General features: G+C 68.2%; 19 protein-coding genes. 8 read left to right on the forward strand and 11 right to left on the reverse strand.

Annotated elements, in window-relative coordinates; translation table 11 throughout:
- Window positions 1-49: 49 nt before the first annotated feature.
- The 6 genes from ITJ43_RS05665 to sdhC are packed head-to-tail and all read right to left on the reverse strand — an operon-like array spanning window position 50 to window position 5,665.
- Window positions 50-883, reverse strand: coding sequence for an exodeoxyribonuclease III (locus ITJ43_RS05665; protein WP_194582849.1), 834 nt, complete (start codon window positions 881-883; stop codon window positions 50-52).
- Window positions 884-932: 49 nt separating this feature from the next.
- Complete coding sequence (locus ITJ43_RS05670) at window positions 933-2,120, reverse strand: YihY/virulence factor BrkB family protein (protein WP_194582850.1); 1,188 nt, start codon at window positions 2,118-2,120, stop codon at window positions 933-935.
- Window positions 2,121-2,124: 4 nt separating this feature from the next.
- Window positions 2,125-2,895 (reverse strand): succinate dehydrogenase iron-sulfur subunit, encoded by a 771-nt coding sequence (locus tag ITJ43_RS05675; RefSeq protein WP_194582851.1) that lies wholly within the window; start codon window positions 2,893-2,895, stop codon window positions 2,125-2,127.
- Complete coding sequence (gene sdhA, locus ITJ43_RS05680) at window positions 2,895-4,721, reverse strand: succinate dehydrogenase flavoprotein subunit (RefSeq protein ID WP_194582852.1); 1,827 nt, start codon at window positions 4,719-4,721, stop codon at window positions 2,895-2,897. Before sdhA ends, ITJ43_RS05675 begins: the two co-directional genes overlap by 1 nt.
- A gap of 39 nt (window positions 4,722-4,760) precedes the next feature.
- Window positions 4,761-5,231 (reverse strand): succinate dehydrogenase hydrophobic membrane anchor subunit, encoded by a 471-nt coding sequence (locus ITJ43_RS05685; RefSeq protein WP_194582853.1) that lies wholly within the window; start codon window positions 5,229-5,231, stop codon window positions 4,761-4,763.
- Window positions 5,231-5,665, reverse strand: a complete 435-nt coding sequence (gene sdhC / locus ITJ43_RS05690) for a succinate dehydrogenase, cytochrome b556 subunit (RefSeq protein ID WP_194582854.1) — start codon at window positions 5,663-5,665, stop codon at window positions 5,231-5,233. The genes ITJ43_RS05685 and sdhC overlap by 1 nt, the downstream gene beginning before the upstream one ends.
- 238 nt (window positions 5,666-5,903) lie before the next feature.
- Here sdhC and ITJ43_RS05695 point away from each other — a divergent pair, with 238 nt between their 5' ends.
- From ITJ43_RS05695 to ITJ43_RS05730, 8 genes are all read left to right on the forward strand, one after another.
- Window positions 5,904-7,019, forward strand: a complete 1,116-nt coding sequence (locus tag ITJ43_RS05695) for a mannose-1-phosphate guanylyltransferase (RefSeq protein WP_194582855.1) — start codon at window positions 5,904-5,906, stop codon at window positions 7,017-7,019.
- Window positions 7,020-7,181: 162 nt separating this feature from the next.
- Entirely contained in the window at window positions 7,182-8,303 is a 1,122-nt protein-coding gene (locus tag ITJ43_RS05700) for a BMP family lipoprotein (RefSeq protein ID WP_194582856.1), read from the forward strand.
- A 90-nt stretch (window positions 8,304-8,393) separates the two neighbouring features.
- Window positions 8,394-9,908: an ABC transporter ATP-binding protein gene (locus ITJ43_RS05705; protein ID WP_194582857.1), complete on the forward strand. Its 1,515-nt coding sequence runs from the start codon at window positions 8,394-8,396 to the stop codon at window positions 9,906-9,908.
- The gene (locus ITJ43_RS05710; RefSeq protein WP_323741135.1) at window positions 9,905-11,215 is read left to right on the forward strand and encodes an ABC transporter permease; all 1,311 of its coding nucleotides are present in this window, start codon (window positions 9,905-9,907) and stop codon (window positions 11,213-11,215) included. The genes ITJ43_RS05705 and ITJ43_RS05710 overlap by 4 nt, the downstream gene beginning before the upstream one ends.
- Complete coding sequence (locus ITJ43_RS05715) at window positions 11,212-12,495, forward strand: ABC transporter permease (RefSeq protein WP_194582858.1); 1,284 nt, start codon at window positions 11,212-11,214, stop codon at window positions 12,493-12,495. Before ITJ43_RS05710 ends, ITJ43_RS05715 begins: the two co-directional genes overlap by 4 nt.
- A gap of 8 nt (window positions 12,496-12,503) precedes the next feature.
- On the forward strand, window positions 12,504-12,905 hold the full coding sequence (locus tag ITJ43_RS05720) for a cytidine deaminase (RefSeq protein WP_194582859.1): 402 nt from the start codon (window positions 12,504-12,506) through the stop codon (window positions 12,903-12,905).
- Window positions 12,902-14,212 (forward strand): thymidine phosphorylase, encoded by a 1,311-nt coding sequence (locus ITJ43_RS05725; RefSeq protein ID WP_194582860.1) that lies wholly within the window; start codon window positions 12,902-12,904, stop codon window positions 14,210-14,212. Before ITJ43_RS05720 ends, ITJ43_RS05725 begins: the two co-directional genes overlap by 4 nt.
- A gap of 31 nt (window positions 14,213-14,243) precedes the next feature.
- Window positions 14,244-15,359, forward strand: coding sequence for an adenosine deaminase (locus ITJ43_RS05730; RefSeq protein WP_194582861.1), 1,116 nt, complete (start codon window positions 14,244-14,246; stop codon window positions 15,357-15,359).
- A gap of 98 nt (window positions 15,360-15,457) precedes the next feature.
- Here the strand turns inward: ITJ43_RS05730 and ITJ43_RS05735 are convergent, their stop codons facing one another.
- From ITJ43_RS05735 to ptsP, 5 genes are all read right to left on the reverse strand, one after another.
- Window positions 15,458-16,363 carry a type IV toxin-antitoxin system AbiEi family antitoxin domain-containing protein gene (locus ITJ43_RS05735; RefSeq protein WP_194582862.1) on the reverse strand — a complete coding sequence of 302 codons (906 nt, stop codon included), beginning with the start codon at window positions 16,361-16,363 and terminating at the stop codon, window positions 15,458-15,460.
- A gap of 201 nt (window positions 16,364-16,564) precedes the next feature.
- Entirely contained in the window at window positions 16,565-17,713 is a 1,149-nt protein-coding gene (locus ITJ43_RS05740; RefSeq protein WP_194582863.1) for a mannitol-1-phosphate 5-dehydrogenase, read from the reverse strand.
- Entirely contained in the window at window positions 17,713-18,150 is a 438-nt protein-coding gene (locus ITJ43_RS05745) for a PTS sugar transporter subunit IIA (protein WP_194582864.1), read from the reverse strand. Before ITJ43_RS05745 ends, ITJ43_RS05740 begins: the two co-directional genes overlap by 1 nt.
- A gap of 131 nt (window positions 18,151-18,281) precedes the next feature.
- Entirely contained in the window at window positions 18,282-19,952 is a 1,671-nt protein-coding gene (locus tag ITJ43_RS05750; protein WP_194582865.1) for a PTS mannitol transporter subunit IICB, read from the reverse strand.
- Between the two features lie 32 nt (window positions 19,953-19,984).
- Entirely contained in the window at window positions 19,985-21,649 is a 1,665-nt protein-coding gene (gene ptsP / locus ITJ43_RS05755; protein WP_194582866.1) for a phosphoenolpyruvate--protein phosphotransferase, read from the reverse strand.
- Between the last annotated feature and the right edge of the window lie 11 nt (window positions 21,650-21,660).

The following is a 21,660-nucleotide window of genomic DNA, read 5'->3' on the forward strand; positions in this document are numbered from 1 at the left end:
CTAGGGAACGGATGCCCGCGCCCTGGCCGCCGGCCGCCGCGACGGCGGCTCAGAAGGCGTAGTCCGCGACGACCGGAGCGTGATCGCTCCACCGCGTGTCCCAGGATGGTGCGCGGACGACGCGGTAGTCGACGACGCGCTCCGCGAGTGCGGGTGTCGCGAGATGGTAGTCGATGCGCCAGCCTGTGTCGGTGTCGAACGCCTTGCCACGGCTCGACCACCAGGAATAAGGACCGTCGACCTCTCCCGCCCACCGGCGGCCGACGTCGACCCAGCCGAGGCCCGTACCGGTGGATCCGTCAGTACCGGTCACCGCGGCGCCCGCCGCTGCGGTGAATCGGTCGAAGTAGGCGCGTTCGCGGGGCAGGAACCCCGCCTTCTTCACGTTGCCGCGCCAGTTGCGGATATCGAGCTCGCGGTGACCGACATTGAGGTCGCCGGTGATGAGCGCGAGCTCGCCGAGCCGCGGCATCCGGTTCTCCATCGCATCGAGGAACGCGTACTTCGCGACCTGCTTCTCGGTCCCGTCTTCGCCGGTGTGCACGTAGGCGCTGACGACCGTGAGCAGCTCGCCGTCGATGTCGAGATCGGCTTCGACCCACCGTCCTCGCGAATCGAGGTTCTCGTCGCCGAGTTCGATCCGCCAGATGTCGATCGGCTGGCGTGCGGCGATCGCGACGCCGGCGCGCCCCTTCGCCAGGGCTTCATCGTTTACGACGTGCCAGCCGGGCAGTGCGTCGGCCAGGTGCACCGCCTCGCCGCGAACCTCCTGGAGTGTCAAGACGTCGACGTCGGCGGTCTCGAGCCAGGGGAGCATGCCTTTGCGGGCAGCGGCACGGATGCCGTTGACGTTGACAGAGGCGACGCGCAGGTTTCGGGGCACCCCACAACCCTAACCAGCGCCGCCGACACCAGATCCGGCGTCGGCAGCGTCAGCCGAGGAGGCCGCGCGGCGGCGGGGGTGCGGCTGCCTCCACGCGGGCGAGATCGTCCTCCGCCCGCCGCAGCTCGCGGGTCGCCCGCCATCGCCCCCACCACGGTGCGTCCGCGTGGGCGAGGCGCGCGCCCCGCACCCGCACGCGCGCGGCGATCAGCAGTGCGGCGTACTCGCGACGCCGCTGCTCGTCGGCCGTGAGCTGTTCGATGGGCACATCCGCGTCCTGCGCGGCGAGAGCGACCCACGACGCCGCCGCGAGGATGACGATGCCCACCAAGCGGAACCAGAGCAGGAACCCGACGAACACCGAGAACGTCGCCAGCAGGGGGTTGGACGGGGAGTAGGAGAGCAGAATTCCCGCACCGTACTGGAGCACGACCATCGCAGCCCCACCGAGCGCGGCGCCCGGGACGATCAGCCGCCAGCGCAGCGACGTTCCCGTGAGGAAGCGGATCAGTGCGGCGATCGCGGCGGTGTTGATCGCGAAGGCCACCACAGCCGAGGCGATCCGCCCCGTCGCCCAGACCCAGCCGGAGTAGCCCGGCCAGCCGAACAGCTGGAAGAGCAGCTCGATGGCTCCGGCCGCGATCGTGGCCAGCACCGCGCCGATCACCAGTGCGAGGCCGAACAGCGCGGCGGCGAGGAAGTCGCGCGCCTTCAGCAGGACGTAGCTGCGGGTGTCGAAGGGCAGCCCGAAGATGTCGCGCACCGCGCGCCGCGTGAAGGTGACGAAGCCGATCGCCGTCCACAGCGCCGCGATGAAGGCCACCGCGCCGGTGACGGCGAGAATGCTCGTCGATTCCCGGGCGATCTGGGCGACGTCGGCTTCGCTGACGAGCCCGTGTCCGGCCTCGCGGCCGATGAGGCCGGGGATGTACAGGTTGAGGATGTGGATGAGCGCGTCGATCGCCGGATCGCTACCGCCCAGCCAGATGCCGACGATCGCGAAGCCGAAGTAGATGACGGCGAAGATCGCGAACAGCGACTGATAGCTGATGGCCGCGGCGAGCAAGAAGCCGTTCGCGCGCAGGAAATGACGCCACACTCGCACCGGGAACCACGCCAGTGTCTTGCGGGTGATCTTCGTCGCCCGCTCGATCGGCTCGTCCAGGCGCTCGCGCAGCGGCGACTGCTCCCAGCGCGCCCGCCAGGCGGCATCCGTCTGATCGGGCGAGCCGGTCACCCGATCAGCGACCTCCGCGCAGAACGGCCTGCTTGACCTCGGCGATGGCCTTGGTGACCTCGATGCCGCGGGGGCACGCCTCGGTGCAGTTGAAGGTCGTGCGGCAGCGCCAGACGCCTTCCTTGTCGTTGAGGATGTCGAGGCGCGTCGTGGCCGCGTCGTCGCGCGAGTCGAAGATGAAACGGTGCGCGTTGACGATGGCCGCCGGGCCGAAGTACTGTCCATCGGTCCAGAACACGGGGCACGACGAGGTGCACGCCGCACACAGGATGCACTTGGTCGTGTCGTCGAAGATCTCGCGGTCGACGATCGACTGGATGCGCTCCTTGCCCGCCTCGGGCTTGCTGTTCGCGATGAGGAAGGGCTGCACTTCGCGGTACGACGCGAAGAACGGCTCCATGTCGACGACGAGGTCCTTCTCCAGCGGCAGACCCTTGATCGCCTCGACGTAGATCGGCTTCGAGATGTCGAGGTCCTTGATCAGCGTCTTGCAGGCCAGGCGGTTGCGGCCGTTGATGCGCATGGCGTCGGAGCCGCAGATGCCGTGCGCGCACGAGCGGCGGAAGGTCAGCGAGCCGTCGACCTCCCACTTGATCTTGTGCAGCGCGTCCAGCACACGGTCGGTCGGGTACATCTCGACGTCGTAGTCGACCCAACGCGGCTCGCTGTCGGTCTCCGGGTCGAAACGACGGATGATGAAGGTGACGAGGTACGACTGGATGGGGGCTTCCCCGGCCTCGGCGGTGACGTCCTGCTCGACGATGGCGGTCGACATCAGTACTTCCTCTCCATCGGGGGGTAGTTCAACTCGCCCTTGTCGTTCTTCGTGAACACGACGGGCTTCCAGTCGAGCTTGATGTGGTCTTCGGGGTCCGGCGAGTGCGGGTCGCCCGTAAGGTAGGCCATCGTGTGCTGCATGTACTGCTCGTCGTTGCGGTCGGGGTAGTCCTCGCGCATGTGCCCGCCGCGGCTTTCGCGACGGTTACGGGCTGCGTAGGCGACGATCTCAGCGAGATCCAGCAGGAAGCCGAGCTCGACGGCTTCGAGCAGATCGGTGTTGAACCGCTTGCCCTTGTCGTCGATGTGCACGTTCTTGAAGCGCTGACGCAGGTCGTGGATCGTACCCATGACGTTGGTCAGGGTCTCCTCGGTGCGGAAGACCTGGGCGTTGGCGTCCATCTCCTCCTGCAGCGTCTTGCGCAGCACGGCGATACGCTCGGTGCCCGCGTTGTTGCGCAAGCCCTCCAGCATTTCGCGGACCTCCTTGGCGGGGTCCTCCGGCAGCGGCACGAAGTCGGCCGTCTGCACGTACTCGACCGCGTTGCGTCCGCTGCGCTTTCCGAACACGTTGATGTCCAGGAGCGAGTTGGTGCCGAGGCGGTTCGCGCCGTGCACCGACACGCACGCGCATTCACCGGCCGCATAGAGGCCCGGAACGACGGTGTCGTTGTTCTGCAGCACTTCGCCGTTGTTGTTGGTCGGGATGCCGCCCATCGCGTAGTGGGCGGTCGGCATGACCGGCACCGGCTCGGTCACCGGGTCGACGCCGAGATAGGTGCGGGCGAACTCGGTGATGTCGGGGAGCTTGGTCTCGAGAACCTCCGCGCCCAGGTGCGTGCAGTCCAGGTAGACGTAGTCCTTGTGCGGCCCGCCGCCGCGGCCCTCCAGCACTTCCTTCACCATGCAGCGGGCAACGATGTCGCGCGGCGCGAGGTCTTTGATGGTCGGGGCGTAGCGCTCCATGAAGCGCTCCCCGGAGGCGTTGCGCAGGATCGCGCCCTCACCACGGGCGCCCTCGGTGAGGAGGATGCCGAGGCCGGCCAGGCCTGTCGGGTGGAACTGGAAGAACTCGATGTCTTCCAGCGGCAGACCCTTGCGCCAGACGATGCCGACGCCGTCGCCGGTGAGGGTGTGGGCGTTGGAGGTGGTCTTGTAGATCTTGCCGAAGCCGCCGGTGGCGAAGATCACGGCCTTGGAGTGGAAGACGTGCAGGTCTCCCGTGGCGAGTTCATACGCGACGACGCCGGCCACCTGGGTGTTGCCGTCGTCGTCCGTCACCGTGATCAGGTCGAGGGCGTAGTACTCGTTGAAGAAGTTGATGCCGAGCCGCACGCAGTTCTGGAACAGCGTCTGCAAAATCATGTGTCCGGTGCGGTCCGCCGCGTAACAGGCGCGGCGCACGGGCGTCTTGCCGTGGTCGGCGGTGTGGCCGCCAAATCGGCGTTGGTCGATCTTGCCCTCGGGCGTGCGGTTGAACGGCAGGCCCATGTTCTCGAGGTCGATGACGGCGTCGATGGCCTCACGGGCGAGAATCTCCGCGGCATCCTGGTCGACGAGGTAGTCGCCGCCCTTGACGGTGTCGAAGGTGTGCCACTCCCACGAGTCCTCTTCGACGTTGGCGAGCGCGGCGGCCATGCCGCCCTGCGCCGCACCGGTGTGCGAGCGCGTGGGGTAGAGCTTCGTGATGACGGCCGTGCGGGCGCCCGGGCCGGCTTCGATCGCGGCGCGCATGCCGGCGCCGCCGGCGCCCACGATGACGATGTCGAACTCGTGGTAGTAGACGCCGTCCTTCAGAACGGCCTCGGGATGCTGGGTAGTCACGTCAGGGATGCCTTGTCTTCTACTCGTCGAGTTCGTTTGTCAGCCTGCGGCGCACATCTGGATGAGCCAGTCCGTCGTCGAGTTCTCCACGCCCAGGCACGGGTCGAAGGTGAACACGACGAGGGTGCCCAAGACGATGAGGAATGCCGCGGCGACCCAGAGGGCCCACACCAGCACCTTGCGGGTGGTGGCGCCGATCACATAGTCGTTCACGATCGTGCGCATGCCGTTGGCGCCGTGGATGAGGGCCAGCCAGAGCATGAGGACGTCCCAGACCTGCCAGAACGGGCTCGCGAACTTGCCGGCCACGAAGGCGAAGTCGATGCCGTGGATGCCCTCGCCCAGCATCAGGTTCACGAAAAGGTGTCCGAAGATCAGCACGACCAGCAGCACGCCGGACACGCGCATGTAGATCCAGCCGACCTTCTCCAGGTTCGCGCCCTTCTTGCGCACCTGAGGGCTGCGGGGAGCGGGGATGGTCTGCTCGTTGCCGGGAGTCAGGGTGGACATCAGTGACCGCCTCCGATGTTCGACAGGACGATGGGGATGTGGCGGGCGGCGAACCCGCCCACGGTCACGACCCACAGGCCCAGCACGACCCACCAGAGCTGACGCTGGTGGCGCGTCGCCCACGGCCAGAGGTCGACCGCGATGATGCGCAGGCCGTTGAAGGCGTGGTAGACGATGGCGGCGACGAGGGCGACCTCGCCGAAGCCCATGATCGGGTTCTTGTACGTGCCGATGACCGCGTCGTAGGCCTCGGGAGAGAGCCGGATCAATGCGGTGTCGAGCACATGCACGAGCAGGAAGAAGAAGATGGCGACGCCGGTAATGCGGTGAAGCACCCACGACCACATTCCCTCGTTGCCGCGGTACAGCGTTCCGCGCGGCGACGAAGATGTGGTCTGTGCTACCGACGGTGTGACGCGTGTGGGTGCTGACACGGTCGTCCTCCCTTGGTGTGAACGGACACCTCGGTACGGCGGGGGCAATCTTCGGCCCCGGGGTTCACAACGGCACTGGACCCTCGGCGTCGCACACAGGCGCACCCATATCCTAAGTCGGCGTTTGCGGCATGGGCGAGGAAGGCCACCCTAAGTTCTCTCGATATCAAGATATTCGGAATGAAACGGCCTTCCTCACGAAACGATGCCGTCACAGCAGGCCCGGTAGCCTGTCCGCATGGCCAATCCGATCGACGACTTCTACGCCGTCATCCCTGCAGGGGGTGTCGGCAGCCGCCTGTGGCCCCTTTCCCGCGCGGACGCGCCGAAATTCCTTCACGACTTGACCGGTTCGGGGCATTCTCTGCTCCGCGACACCTGGGATCGACTGGCCCCCTTGGCCGGTGCTGACCGCATCGCGGTCGTGACGGGCCGCGCGCACCGCGCCGCCGTCGAGGCGCAGCTTCCCGGCATCCCCGACCGCAACGTCTTCCTCGAGTCCGAGCCGCGTGATTCCGCCGCAGCGATCGGTCTGGCGGCGGCCATCCTGCTGCGCCGGGAACCCGACGTGATCATCGGATCGTTCGCGGCCGATCATGTCATCCGCGGAACCCGAGTTTTCGAGTTCGCGGTGCGCGACGCCGTCGAGGTCGCCCGGAGCGGTTACATCTGCACGGTGGGCATCTCCCCGTCGGAACCCGCGGTGGGATTCGGCTACATCAAGCGCGGCACCGAGCTGATCATCGACGGCGCCCGCGACGCGTCGCTGGTCGAGCGTTTCGTGGAAAAGCCCGACCTCGACACCGCCAAGAAGTATCTCGCCGATCGCGACTACCTCTGGAACGCCGGCATGTTCATCTCGCGCGCCGACGTGCTGCTCGCCGAGATCGAGGCGAACAACCCGGAGTTGCATGCCGGTCTGATCGAACTCGCCGACGCGTGGGACGACCGGGAGCGCCGCGGCCCCGCCGTCGACCGCATCTGGCCCCAGCTCCCCAAGATCGCGATCGACTACGTCGTCGCCGAGCCGGCCGCTGAGAAAGGCCGACTGGCGGTCGTTCCGGGCCACTTCGACTGGGACGACGTCGGCGACTTCGCAAGCCTCGCCAAGCTGAACAGCGGGGGCCGCAAGAACGACCTGGCGATCCTGGGCGAGAACGCGCGCATCCTGTCGGATGCCGCCAGCGGCATCGTGGTCAGCCACACGACGCGTGTGATCAGCCTCATCGGCGTGAAGGACATCGTCGTCGTCGACACGCCCGACGCGTTGCTGGTCACCACCAGCGAGAACGCGCAGCGGGTGAAGGGCGTCGTCGACGCCCTCAAACTGACCGGTCGCGACGACGTCCTGTGACCGAGAGGCACGGGGCAGGATGCCGCGTGCGTGTCGGCTTCATTGCGTCTTTGTAACCTTTCGTTCGCACGGGAGTGTGCAGCGTGCAAATCCCACGTCACAGTGGGTAACTTCGATCCGTGCGCCCGCGAAATCCGCGGGTCTATCAATGTGGAGGCTGCATTGACCATCTCGACCACCAAGAAGCTCGTCGGCATCACAGCTGCCGCGGGTCTCATCTTCGCCCTTGCCGGTTGCGGCTCGGCACCGAACTCCGCGGCATCCGGCACGGCCGGCGCGACCGCAGCCGTGGCTGGCTTCAAGCCCTGCCTCGTGTCGGACAACGGCGGCTTCAACGACAAGTCGTTCAACGAGTCCGCCAAGAACGGCATGGACAAGGCCGCCGCCGAGTTGGGCGTCAAGCCTCTCGAGGTCGAGTCGAAGTCGGAGAACGACTACAAGCCGAACATGGACGCGCTGCTGTCCGGTGGCTGCACCTTCATCGTGTCGGTCGGCTTCAAGCTCTCGGCCGCCACGGTCGAGGCCGCGAAGGCCAACCCGAACGTGAAGTTCGCGATCATCGACGACATGGCCGATGTCGACCAGGACGGCAAGACCGACGCGACGAACATCAAGCCCCTCCTGTTCGACACCGCGCAGGCCGCGTACCTCGGCGGCTACGCCGCTGCCGCCTGGTCGCACGCGTCGGGCGTCAACAAGGTCGGCACCTTCGGCGGCCTCCAGATCCCGCCGGTCACGATCTTCATGGACGGTTTCGTCGAAGGTGTGAAGAAGTTCGACGCCGACAAGGGCGCCAACGTCGAGTCCTTCGGATGGGATGCCGCCGCGCAGAAGGGCTCGTTCACGGGCGACTTCAAGGCCAACGACACCGCCAAGCAGACCGCGCAGGGCATCCTCGACCAGGGCACCGATGTGATCCTGCCTGTCGGTGGACCGATCTACCTCTCGGCCAGCGCCGCGATCAAGGACAGCGGCAAGAGCACCGTCATGCTCGGCGTCGACTCCGACCTCGCCGTCGCCGACCCGTCGGTCGCCGACCAGATCCTCGTGTCGATCATGAAGCGCATCGACACCGCGGTCTCGACCGCCGTCGAGCAGGCCGCCGCCGACAAGTTCGACGCGACCCCGTACGTGGGCACGCTCGCCAACGAGGGTGTGGGACTGTCGTCCTTCCACGACTACGAGAGCAAGCTGCCGGCCGGTCTGCAGGATGAGCTCAAGGCTCTGCAGACGAAGATCATCAGCGGCGAGATCAAGGTCACCTCGCCCAGCTCGCCGAAGTAACAGCACGAGTACGAGAGCGGGGCGTTTCGCCATCGAGCGGAGCGCCTCGCTCTCTTCTCGTGTCCGGCCACTCTGGATAGGGTCACACGTATGAAGCTTGAGTTGCGTGGCATCACGAAGCGGTTCGGATCGCTCGTCGCCAACGACCACATCGACGTCGTCGTCGAACCGGGGCAGATCCATGCTCTGCTCGGCGAGAACGGTGCCGGCAAGTCCACCCTGATGAACGTCCTCTACGGCCTCTACCGGGCCGACGAGGGCGAGATCCTCCTCGACGACGTCGTCCAGGATTTCCGGGGACCCGGTGACGCGATGGCCGCGGGTATCGGCATGGTGCATCAGCACTTCATGCTCATTCCTGTGTTCACCGTCGCCGAGAACGTCATGCTCGGTCACGAGCAGACCGGCGCGCTGGGCGCGCTCGACCTTGCCGCCGCGCGCGCGCATGTCCGCGCCGTCGCGGCACGATTCGGGTTCGCCGTCGACCCCGATGCGATCGTCGGCGACCTGCCCGTCGGCGTGCAGCAGCGCGTCGAGATCATCAAGGCGCTCTCCCGCGACGCGAAGGTGCTCGTGTTCGACGAGCCGACGGCGGTGCTCACCCCGCAGGAGACCGACGAGCTGATGACGATCATGCGCCAGCTGCGTGACGAAGGCACCGCGATCGTCTTCATCACCCACAAGCTCCGCGAGGTGCGCGCGGTCGCCGACCGCATCACGGTCATCCGCCTCGGCAAGGTCGTCGGCGAAGCCGACCCGAAAGCGTCGAACACCGAGCTGGCATCGATGATGGTCGGTCGACCCGTCGAGCTCACGGTGCACAAGGAACCGCCGCGCATCGGCACCGGCGGCCTCCAGGTGAGCGACCTGCGGGTGATCGGCGCCGACGGCGTCGTGCTCGTCGACGACATCAGCTTCGATGTCCGGCCCGGCGAGGTGCTGGCCATCGCCGGCGTGCAGGGCAACGGGCAGACCGAACTCGCCGAGGCCATCATGGGGCTCGGCGCGCGTACGACGGGATCCATCAGCCTCGACGGTGCGGAGCTGCTCGGACGCAGCGTCAACCAGGTGCTCGGCAGCGGCGTCGGCTTCGTTCCGGAAGATCGCGGCGAGGACGGGCTGGTGGGTGCGTTCTCCGTCGCCGAGAACCTCATCCTCGATCGCTCGGACGATCCCGAATTCTCGCGCTACGGCACGATCCGGCGCGGTGTGCTCGACGGCTTCGCTCGCGACCGCATCGCTGAGTTCGACATCCGCACTCAGGGTCCTGCGCAGCACGCCGGGTCGCTCTCGGGCGGCAACCAGCAGAAGGTCGTCATCGCGCGCGAACTCAGCCGCTCCCTGAAACTGTTCCTCGCGTCGCAGCCGACCCGCGGCGTCGACGTCGGCTCGATCGAGTTCATTCACAAACGCATCATCGAGACACGCGACGAGGGCATCCCCGTCATCGTCGTGTCCACCGAGCTCGACGAGGTGGTCGCGCTCGCCGACCGCATCCTCGTGATGTACCGCGGGCGCATCGTGGGCATCGTGCCGGCCGACACGCCGCGCGACGTCCTCGGCCTGATGATGGCCGGCGAGAACCCGACGGAGGATGCCGCGTGAGCACCACGACCGAACCTGCCCCCGCGGCATCCGGCGCGGCGGTGCCCGCACCGCCGACCGCGAACCGCGTCATGACCGAGATCCTGCGCGGCAACGTGATGACCACGGTGCTCGCCGTCGTGCTGGCGCTGATCGTCGGCGGCATCCTGATCGCCGTCACGAATCCCGAGGTGCAGGCCACCGCAGGCTACTTCTTCGCCCGCCCGGGCGACATGCTCTCCGCGGCATGGACCGCCGTGGCAGGGGCCTACACGGCGCTGTTCACCGGCTCGGTGTTCAACCCCAACGCCCCCGACTTCGCCACCGCGATCCGCCCGCTGGCCAACACCCTCGGCTTCGCCACCCCGCTCATCGCCGCGGCGCTGGGCATCGCGGTCGCGTTCCGCGTCGGCCTGTTCAACATCGGCGCGCGCGGCCAGATGCTCATCGCGTGTGCGGCAGCGGCACTGGTCACGTTCCAGCTCGACCTGCCCGCCATCATCCAGGTGCCGCTGACGCTCATCGTCGGCATCATCGGCGGGGCGCTCTGGGGAGGCCTCGTGGGCCTGCTGAAGGCGCGCACCGGGGCGCACGAAGTGATCCTCACGATCATGCTGAACTACATCGCCTTCTACCTGGTGTCGTGGATGGTGCGCGTTCCGGAGCTGCTGCAGAAGCCCGACAACATCCAGCCCATCAGTCGCGCCACCCCTGAGAGCGCACGTTTCCCGCTGCTGTTCGGCGAGCAGTTCAACCAGCTCAACTGGGGCTTCGTGATCGTCATCTTCGCGACCGTGTTCGTCTGGTGGCTGGTCGAGCGATCGAGCCTGGGCTTCCGTATGCGTGCCGTCGGGGAGAACCCGCACGCGGCACGGGCGGCGGGCATCAGCGTTCCGCGTATCTACATCTACGCCATGCTCTTCGCGGGCGCCCTCGCCGGAATCGCGGGCATGTGCCAGATCCAGGGGACCGTCACAAGCGGCTTCGACGGCGGCATCGATGCCGGCATCGGCTTCAACGCCATCACCGTCGCCCTCCTCGGCCGCAGTCGCGCGTGGGGCACCTTCTGGGCGGGCATCCTGTTCGGCGCACTGAAGGCGGGTTCGTTCCCGATGCAGGCTCTGCAGCAGATTCCGGTGGACATCGTGCTCGTGGTGCAGTCGCTGATCGTGCTGTTCATCGCCGCCCCGCCGCTGATCCGCACGATCTTCTTCCTGCCGAAGGACGATGCCGAGCTCTCGCCGCGGGCGCGTGCCCGCCGCGCGCGCCGTCGTCTGCGCGATCAGCACACCGATACCCGCAACGATGACAAGGCGGTGGCAGCATGACTGCGACGGTGATCGACTCCGGCATTGACGAGCCGACCGTCGTCAAGGTGCGCTCGCTCAAGGTGCCCGCGACGCTCCTCGCGCTCGCGGGGCTGCTCGGCCTGCTCTTCCTCCTCGCCCCGCGCTCGGGGATGACAACGTACCGCCTGGCAGACGCGGGCGCGGCGATCGCCCTCGGCGACGTCGATGTTCCCGCCCTGCCGGTCGTGTGGACTGCGTGGGTGCTGGCGGCTGGGCTGGCGGTGTGGTCGCTGCTGCGCGCCCGCCAATACCGGCGCATCGGACTGTGGCTGCCGATCGTCTACGCCCTGCTCGCCATGGTCGCCTTCCTCACCTGGGCGGGCGCGGGGGCGTCCGGCGCGATCACGCTCGTCGGCCTGCTCGGCGGATCGATCTCGCTGGCCGTGCCCCTCGTCTTCGGCGCCCTGGGCGGCGTCATCGGCGAGCGGGTCGGGGTCGTCAACGTGGCCATCGAAGGACAGTTCCTGCTCGGTGCGTTCACGGCGACCGTGCTCTCCAGCATCACCGGAAACCCGTTCGTCGGGCTCGTCGGTGCCATGTTCGGCGGCGTCGTGGTGGCCTTCGCGCTGGCCGCGTTCTCGATCAAGTACATCGTCGACCAGGTGATCGTGGGCGTCGTGCTGAACGTGTTCGTCTCGGGCCTCACCGGCTTCCTCTACGGCGTGATGTTGGCGCCGAACACGCAGACGCTCAACAACCCGGCGCGCTTCGACCTCATCAAGATCCCGATCCTCGGCGACATCCCCGTCATCGGCCCGGCGCTGTTCAACCAGACCTTCCTGGTCTACTTCATGATCGTCGTCGTGATCGTCGTCACGTGGGGCCTCTACCGCACCCGCTGGGGTCTGCGGCTTCGCGCCGTCGGTGAACACCCGCAGGCGGCGGACACCGTCGGCATCAAGGTGAACGCCACCCGCTTCTGGAACGTGCTGCTCGCCGGCGCGATCGCCGGTATGGGTGGCGCCTACTTCACGCTCGTGTCGGTGCCGCAGTTCACGAAGGACATGACCGCGGGACTGGGCTACATCGCCCTCGCCGCCGTCATCTTCGGCCGCTGGGATCCGGTGCGTGCAACCCTCGCTGCGCTGCTGTTCGGCTTCGCGACCAACCTGCAGAACCTGCTGACGGTGCTCAAGACGCCGATCCCCAGCGAGTTCATGCTCATGCTGCCGTACGTTGTGACGATCCTCGCGGTGGTCGGCTTCGCCGGCCAGATCCGGGGTCCCGCAGCATCCGGCAAGCCCTACATCAAGGAGTGACGTCTTACATGACCGACATCGACTGGGACGAGCTTCGTGCCGTCGCCACCGACGCGATGCAGCGCGCCTACGCGCCCTACTCCCGGTACCGGGTGGGGGCAGCGGCTCTGGTGAGCGATGGACGCATCGTGTCGGGATGCAACGTCGAGAACGCGTCGTATGGTGTGGGACTGTGCGCAGAGTGCGCGCTCGTGGGTGATCTGCACATGTCCGGCGGCGGGCAGCTGGTCGCCTTCGTCTGCGTCAACAACGACGGCCAGACGATCATGCCGTGCGGGCGGTGCCGTCAGTTGCTGAACGAGTTCGCCCTCCCCGGGATGCTGCTCGAGACCGTATCCGGCATCCGCACGATCGACGAGGTGCTGCCCGACGCGTTCGGCCCGCGCGACCTCGAGGAGGTGTCGCGATGAGCGCCACGACGTCGACAGGCGCCGTCGAGCCGTTCGACGCCGTGGATGTCATCCGCACCAAGCGTGACGGCGGCGCCGTCGGCGAAGACGCGCTCCGCTGGATGATCGACGCCTACACGCGTGAGTACGTCGCCGACTCGCAGATGGCCGCGTTCGCCATGGCTGTGCTGCTGAACGGCATGTCGCGCGATGAGATCCGCGTCATGACCGACGCGATGATCGCGTCGGGGGAGAGGATGAGCTTCGCCGGTCTCGGCAAGCGCACCGTCGACAAGCACTCCACCGGTGGCGTGGGCGACAAGATCACGCTCCCGCTCGCACCGCTGGTCGCCGCCTTCGGCGTCGCGGTGCCGCAGTTGTCGGGCCGCGGCCTGGGCCACACCGGCGGCACGCTCGACAAGCTCGAGTCGATCCCGGGGTGGCGTGCGGCGCTGTCCAACGACGAGATGTTCGCGCAGCTGCGCGATGTCGGCGCCGTGATCTGCGCTGCCGGCTCGGGGTTGGCACCCGCCGACAAGCGGCTCTACGCTCTGCGCGATGTCACCGGCACCGTCGAGGCCATTCCGCTGATCGCGTCGAGCATCATGTCGAAGAAGATCGCCGAAGGCACCGACGCGCTCGTTCTCGATGTGAAATTCGGCTCCGGCGCGTTCATGCGCGATGTCGACAAGGCGCGCGAGCTCGCCCGCACGATGGTCGCCCTCGGCACCGACTCGGGAGTCGCCACGACGGCACTGCTGACCGACATGAACACGCCGCTCGGTCTTGCGATCGGCAACGCCAACGAGGTGCGCGAATCGGTCGAGGTGCTCGCCGGCGGCGGTCCTGCCGACATCGTCGAACTCACCGTGGCGCTCGCACGCGAGATGCTGGCGCTGGCCGGCCAGCCCGACGCCGATGTCGAAGCGGCGCTGCGCGACGGTCGGGCCATGGACGCGTGGCGCGACATGATCCGCGCCCAGGACGGTGACCCCGACGCGCCGCTGCCGACCCCGCGGGAGACCCACACGGTGACCGCCGCGCGTGACGGCGTGGTCACGCGGCTCGAGGCGCTGCCGTTCGGCATCGCCGCCTGGCGCCTGGGAGCGGGCCGCGCCCGCGCCCAGGATCCCGTGATCCACGCGGCGGGCATCGATCTGCACGTCAAGCCGGGCGCCACCGTCACCACCGGACAGCCCCTGTTCACCCTTCTCGCGGATGATGAGAACCGCTTCGAGCGCGCCCTGGGCGCACTCGAAGGAGCGTGGGAGATCGGTACGGATGCCCCGGCATCCACTCCGTTGGTCCTCGAACGCATCACCGCCTGACCCTCTCCACCCCCATTCGAAGGAAGCCCTCATGGCCATCGACTCATCCGCAGACCCGAAGCTCGAGGGTGTCTCGATCCGGTCGCTCCCGAAGGTGTCGCTCCACGACCACCTCGACGGCGCGCTGCGGCCCCAGACGATCATCGAGCTGGCCGACGAGATCGGCCTCGAGGTGCCCTCGACCGACGCCGCCGAGCTCGCCGACTGGTTCGAAGACCAGAGCGACTCCGGCTCGCTCGTGGAGTACCTGAAGACGTTCGACCTCACGACCGCGGTCATGCAGAGCGCCGATGGGCTGCGCCGGGTCGCGAAGGAGTTCGTCGAGGACCTCGCCGCCGACGGCGTGATCTACGGTGAGGTGCGGTGGGCACCCGAGCAGCACCTGGCCGGCGGACTCTCGCTCGAAGAGGCCGTCGAAGCCGTTCAGGAGGGCATCGAAGAGGCCGAGGAAGCCGTCGACCGCTCAGGCCGCGACATCCGCGTGGGCCAGCTGATCACCGCGATGCGTCACGCCGATCGTTCGCTGGAGATCGCCCAGCTCGCCGTCGCATTCCGCGGCCGTGGTGCGGTCGGGTTCGACATCGCCGGCGCCGAGGACGGGTTCCCGGCATCCAACCACCGCGGCGCGTTCGATTATCTGGCATCCGAGTTCTTCCCGGTGACGGTCCACGCCGGTGAAGCGGCCGGCCTCGACTCGATCCGTTCCGCGCTTCTCGATGGGCGCGCGCTGCGCCTCGGGCACGGAGTGCGCATCGCCGAGGACCTCGAGGTCGTGCAGCAGAAGGGCGACGAGGTGCTGGTGACCTTCGGCGACCTGGCTCGCTGGGTGCGCGACCGCGAGATTCCGTTGGAGCTGTCGCCGTCGTCGAACCTGCAGACCGGTGCGATCGCGGCGTGGGGCACGAGCCTCGAAGACCACCCGTTCGATCTGCTGTACCAGCTTGGATTCGCCGTGACGGTCAACGTCGACAACCGCACGATGAGCCGCACCTCGCTCACGCGCGAGTTGGCGCTGCTGGCCGAGACCTTCGAGTACCGGCTGGAAGACCTCGAGGCCTTCCAGCTCAACGCGGCCGCCGGCGCTTTCCTGTCGGTGGAGGAGCGCGAAGAGCTGATCGAGCTCATCGGCGAGGGTTTCGACGCCTGAGCCGCGCTCGCCGCGCCCGTCCGGGCGGGCTGCTGGCCCCAACTCCTCCACACCGCGGAGGTTCTGGCCTGACGGATGTCCGGCGCGCCATACTGCGGTCATCGTGGAGGAGTTCGGGCCGCAGCTCGCGTCGGACCGTGGCGCAGGATGTCGAACATTGTGGCGACCATCTCGTCATACGAGGACAGGATGTCCTCTGCCAGTGGGCGCACGGTCGTGTACCCCTGGCGTGCCGCGGCGAGGTCGCGGCGGACATCGCGGCGCCGGGCGGCCCAGTCGCCGTGGTAGGCGCGACTGTCGCACTCCACGATGAGCCAACCGTCGACCACGAGGTCGACGCGGCCGACGCCAGCGATCCGCACCTGCACCTCGGCCCGATGACCGAGAGCGCGCAGCAGCAGCCTCATCAGAGACTCCGTGCCCGCTTCGCTTCGGGGATCGAGCAGGGGCCGGAGCGCCGCATAGCGGGCGGGAAGGCGGGCAAACACCTCTGCGATGACGGACTCGTCCGCAACCCCGAGATGCCACGCAGAATCGAGAGTGGCGATGGCATCGCGCGGTTGTTGGCACCGCACCGCTTCGACGAGGGCGTCGACGATGGGTGCCGCGAGGTGATGGTCGCCACCGTCACCCGGTGTGCGCCAATGCGCGACGACCCTCGGCCCACGTGGCGGGAGCCTGCTCTCACCACGGTCGATGTGCACATGCAGTCCGCTGGCGTTGCGCACGAAGACGCCGAGCAGCGACAGCAGCGACACGCACCCGAGACGCGCGCCGAGTCGCGCCGCGTCCACGAGCGGTGCAGGAGTATCCGCCGAGACATAGACGCCGCGGCGCACGCGGACGAGGCGGCCGCTGTCCAGCCAGCGACGCAGCGCCCGCTTCGGTACCCCCGCGCTGCGCAGGTCAGCCGTGGTCCACCGGCGTCGTTCCAAGGCGTCGACGGCGTTCTCGATCTGCGGTGGTGCCGGCGGGCGGCCGTCCCCAAAACGCGAAGGATCCATGCCGGCAGTTGAGTGTGCGGCGACACGCGGCGGTGGGCGGTGACGACGATCAGTGGAGGACTGGCCGCGCGGTGCGATTGTGAAGGAGCCGGCGGACGCAACTCCTCCACCTCGACGCCAAAACCGGCGGTTTGCGCCGATTGCGGCTGCGGGAAGGCAGAAGTGGAGGAGTTGCGGCCGTGGAGGAGCAGTCCCTGCGGGTCAGAGCTCCGACTGTCGGCGGCGGACGACTGCCTCCACCGCCGCGAAGAGCGGATGCCCGGGCTCGAGGCCGGTGACCGCGGCGGTGAAGGCCACGGCATCCTCTTCGCGCAGGCGCCGCTGCATCTCGACCGACTGCTCGTCGTCGGCGTCGTCGAACTCGAGGGCCGCGCCCATCGCGTCCACGAGTGCGACCGTCGGCAACCCGCGTTCGGCTGCAGCGGCGGCGGGACCGACGAACCGCTCGTGCCGGGAGAGCTTGCGCAGCGGCTGGCGACCGACGCGCCCGACGGTGTCGGGCAGCGCAGGGTTGGCGAAGCGGCGGAGGATCGTCGCCCGGTACTCGGCGAGCTCGCCGGCATCCCATCCGTGCACGGCGACGAGTAACGCGGAGGTCTCCTCCAGCGCGGCCGCGACCTTGCCAGCGACCTCCGGGTCGGCGAGCGCGTCGGAGATCTTGTCGATGCCTGCCCGCGCGCCGAAGTAGGCCGTGGCGGCGTGGCCCGTGTTGACGGTGAAGAGCTTGCGCTCGATGTAGGGGGCGAGGTCGTCCACGAAGTGTGCGCCGGGGATATGCGGCGGGGCGTCGCCGAACGGGGGGCGCTCGATCGCCCACTCGAAGAACGGCTCCACGGTGACGTCGATGCCGCCGTCGGCCGGCTGCGCGGGAACGATGCGGTCGACCGCCGTGTTCGCGAACACGGCGCGGCCGACGATCGCGTCCCACGCGTCGGCGGCCTGGGCGCGGATCTCGTCGCGGAGCGTATCGGTGGCGCCGATCGCGTTCTCGCACGCCATGATCTGCAGCGGCGTGCGGGAGGGGTCGCGCAGGGCGAGTCCGGCGAGCACGTGCGGCGCGACGAAGCGCAGGATGGTCGGTCCCACGGCGGTGGTCACGACGTCTGCGGTGGCGATCTCGTCGATCAGCTCTTGCGCATCGGTGGCGCTGTTGATCGCGCGGAAACCGGTCACGACCGTGTCGCGCGCCTCGTCGCCGACCTCGTGCACCGTGTACTCGTCGGCCGCGTTGATGGCATCGACCAGGGATGCCGCGACATCCGAGAACACGACCTCGTAGCCGCCCTGGTGCAGCAGCAGGCCGACGAATCCGCGCCCGATGTTGCCGGCGCCGAAGTGGACGGCCTTCATCAGTCGTTCACGGTCGCGAGCAGCGCGACGAGGTCTTCGGGGGAGCCTGCGGCCTTCAGGCGCGCGACCTCTTCGTCTTCGGAGAAGATGAGTGCGATCTGCGACAGGATGTCGAGGTGCTCATCGCCCTTGCCGGCGATGCCGACGACGAAGCTCACCTTCTCGCCGTCCCAGTCGACGCCACCGTCGTAGCGGACGAACGACAGCGCGGAGGCGAGGATCGCATCCTTCGTCTCGTTGGTGCCGTGCGGGATCGCGAGTTCGTTGCCCATGTAGGTGGACACCGTCTGTTCGCGCTGGCGCATGGCGTCGAAGTAGGCCGGCGTGACCGCCCCGGCGGCGTGGAGGATGTCGGCGGCTTCTCTCATCGCCTCTTCCTTGGTGACCGATCCGGGGTGGATGCGGACCTGGCCGACGTTCAGTACTTCGCGTGACATGTCATCCTCGTCTCTGTTCGTGGCATGGCCCCGGTCATCGTATGTCGGAGCCCTTGTGCGTGGGGCGAAAGCCGCGGGGCCGGGGGCATCACGCCATCCCGTCCCCGCGGCGTCGCGCAGGCTCTGAGTTCTCAGGCCCGGTTCTTCTGCTGCTGGACGACCAGATCCACGACCTCGTCGTACTTCGGCGAGTTCATGAAGTTGTCCACCGACACGTGCGTCGCATTCGGTGTGCGCCCGCGTGCGCGGTCGGTCAGCTGCTGCTGGGTGATCACGAGGTCTTCGCTGCCGTCGAGGTTCGCGATCGCCTTGTTGGTGACGGAGACGTCTTCCACGCCCGCTTTCTTGATCTTGTTGCGGAGCACACTGGCTCCCATGGCAGACGACCCCATACCGGCATCGCACGCGAACACGATGTTCTTCACGTGTCCGGCCGGGGCGATGGTCCCGGTCGCGACGGCATCAGCGGCCTGATCGACCGACAGCGACGTCTGGTCGCCCTCACGACCCGCACCCGCAACAGCCCCGGCGCGCAGGCCCGACAGCGCGTCCGAGCTCTTGCCCTTGTTGGCCTCGGTCTGCGCGATCGCGGCTTCGAACGACGCGGTCGAGTCCGCCTCAGCGGCGAGGTCGCGCTTGCGCGACGCCCGCAGGATCACCGCACTCAGAAGGAACGTCACCGCCGCGGCCACGATCACCGAGAGGTAGACGACGAGCAGGTTGCCGGCACCGGGGCCGATCGCTGCCGCGGTGACGGCGATGATGCTGCCCGGGGCCGCCGGGAAGGCGAGTCCGCCGCCGAACAGCATGTTCGTCGTGACACCCGCCGCCCCACCGGCGATGAGCGCCAGGATCGTCATCGGCTTGCTCAGCGCGTACGGGAAGTAGATCTCGTGGATGCCGCCGAAGAACTGGATGATGATCGCGCCCGGCGCCGAGGCCTTTGCTGCGCCTACACCGAAGAACGTGAAGGCGAGCAGCAGACCCAGGCCGGGGCCGGGGTTGGCTTCGATGAGGAACAAGATGGACTTGCCCGTCTCCGTCGCCTGCTGAATGCCGAGCGGAGTGAACACGCCGTGGTTGATGGCGTTGTTGAGGAACAGCACCTTCGCCGGTTCGACGATGATCGACAGCAGCGGGAGCAGGTTCACGTCGACGAGCCACCCGACGATGCCGCCGAGGAACGTGCTGACACCCAGCATGATCGGACCGAACGCGAAGAAGCCGACGATCGCGAGAATCATGCCGAGGATGCCGGCGGAGAAGTTGTTGACCAGCATCTCGAAGCCCGGGCGGATCTTGCCGTCCCAGAGCTTATCCATCTGCTTGGTGATCCAGGCCGCGAGCGGGCCCATGATCATCGCGCCGAGGAACATCGGGATGTCGGTGCCGACGATCACGCCCATGACCGCGATCGAGGCGACGACACCGCCACGAGCGCCGTAGACCATGCGGCCACCGGTGTTCGCGATCAGCAAGGGCAGCAGGTACGTGACCATCGGGCCGACCAGGCCCACGTACGCGGCGACGTCGCCACTGGCGAGCGCGGTCATCGCGCCGTTCCACCCGATGGTGGCCGAGTTTCCGCCGCCGCCGATGATCTCGGCGACGGGAGACCAATGCCACCTGAAGGGGCTTTCCGCGCCGAAGAAGCCCTTCGTGATGAAGAACATCGTGATGAAGCCCCAGGCGATGAAGGCCGCGATGTTGGGCATGATCATGCCCGAGAGGAAGGTGCCGAATCGCTGCACGCCGACGCGCGCGCGGTTCACCCCCGTCGATGTCGTGGACGCCGTTGTCATTGTCATTGTTCCCTTCGGGTCGTCCCCCGCCGTCAGGCGGCGGAGCTCTCTGCAGCGGACTGTGCCGCTGCTCGTGCGGAAGCCGCGTCATCGGCGGCGAGGGCAGCGGCGGCGATGCGCTCGGCATCCTCCCGTGTGTACTGCAGCAGCGACGCGCGCACGTCGGCCAGCGCGGTGGGCGCCATCGACAGCGTCGTCGCGCCGAGGCCGACCAGCACGACGGCCAGCAGCGGGTCGGCCGCGGCCTCGCCGCAGATACCGACGGGCTTGCCGTTGGCCTTGCCACCGTCGGCGGTCATCTTGATCAGCTGCAGCACGGCCGGATGCCACGGGTCTTGATACGACGCGACCGAACCGAGCAGGCGGTCTGCGGCGAGCGTGTACTGGGTGAGGTCATTGGTGCCGATGGAGGCGAAGTCCGCGAGCTGCAGGATGCGCTTCGCCTGGATCGCCGACGAGGGCACCTCGACCATGACGCCGGCGGTCTTGATGCCGTACTCCTTGGCGAGCGTCACGAAGTAGTCGGCCTCTTCGACGGTGGCCACCATCGGCGCCATCACCCAGAGGTCGGCGTCGGTCGCGGCATCCGCATTGGCGAGGGCCGTCAACTGCTCACGCAGGATGTCCTCGCTCGCGCGGAGGGCGCGCAGGCCTCGCAGGCCCAGGGCCGGGTTGTCCTCGTGCGCGTCGTTGAGGAAGGCGAGGGGCTTGTCGGCGCCGGCGTCGAGCGCGCGGACGACGACCTTCTTGCCCGGGAACGCCTGCAGCAGCTCGGTGTACGACGCGGTCTGCTCGTCGACGGTCGGTGCCTGCGTGGCGGAGAGGAACAGGAACTCGGTGCGGAAGAGTCCCACACCCTCGGCACCGAGCTCGACGGCCTCGGCGGCGCCACCGGGCTTTCCGAGGTTGGCCAGCAGCGGAACGGCAGAGCCGTCCTTCAGTGCGCCCGGAGTGAGGGGGGCGGATGCTGCGGAGGCACGGGCCGCGGCGCGATTCTCGGCCTGAGCCAGCTCGTCAGCGGTCGGGTCGGTCGTCACCACGCCCTTGGCAGCGTCCACGATGACGGTCTGCCCATCGACGAGCTCCTTGGCGGCGGCGGCGCCGACGATCGCGACGATCGACTTCTCGCGGGCGAGGATCGCGGTGTGCGAGGTGGGGCCGCCGTCGGTGGTGACCAGAGCGAGCACCTGGTCCAGGTCGAGCAGAGCGGTGTCGGCGGGCGCGAGGTCCTTGGCCACGAGGACGAACGGGTGGCCCGGGTCGGGCACACCCGGGGCGGGCAGGCCGCGCAGGCGCGCGATCACGCGCTGGGCGACGTCGTCGAGGTCGGCGGCGCGCTCGCCCAGATAGCCGCCCATCGCAGCCAGGGTGTCGCGGAAGCTCGCGAATGCGTCGTGCACGGCGAACTCACCGGTCTTGCCGGCGCCAACCCGCGTGGAGACCTCGGTGTCGAGCGTGGGGTCCTCGGCCATCATCGCCTGCGCCTCGAGCACCTCGCGGGCGAGGCCGCCGGCCTTGGCGCCGCGCTCCTCCAGCTCGCGGGCGACGGCCGCGACGGCCTCGCGCACACGGGCGAGCTCCTCGTCGGGCGTCAGCGTGCTGGCGGCATCGGACGGGGCAGGCAGCGGCTCGGCCATGCGGGCGACGGGTCCCTGGGCCACTCCCAGACCGATACCTACTCCACGCAGTTCACTCATCTTCGGGCTCT

Source organism: Microbacterium sp. VKM Ac-2870 (assembly GCF_015350795.1).
Lineage (GTDB): Bacteria > Actinomycetota > Actinomycetes > Actinomycetales > Microbacteriaceae > Microbacterium.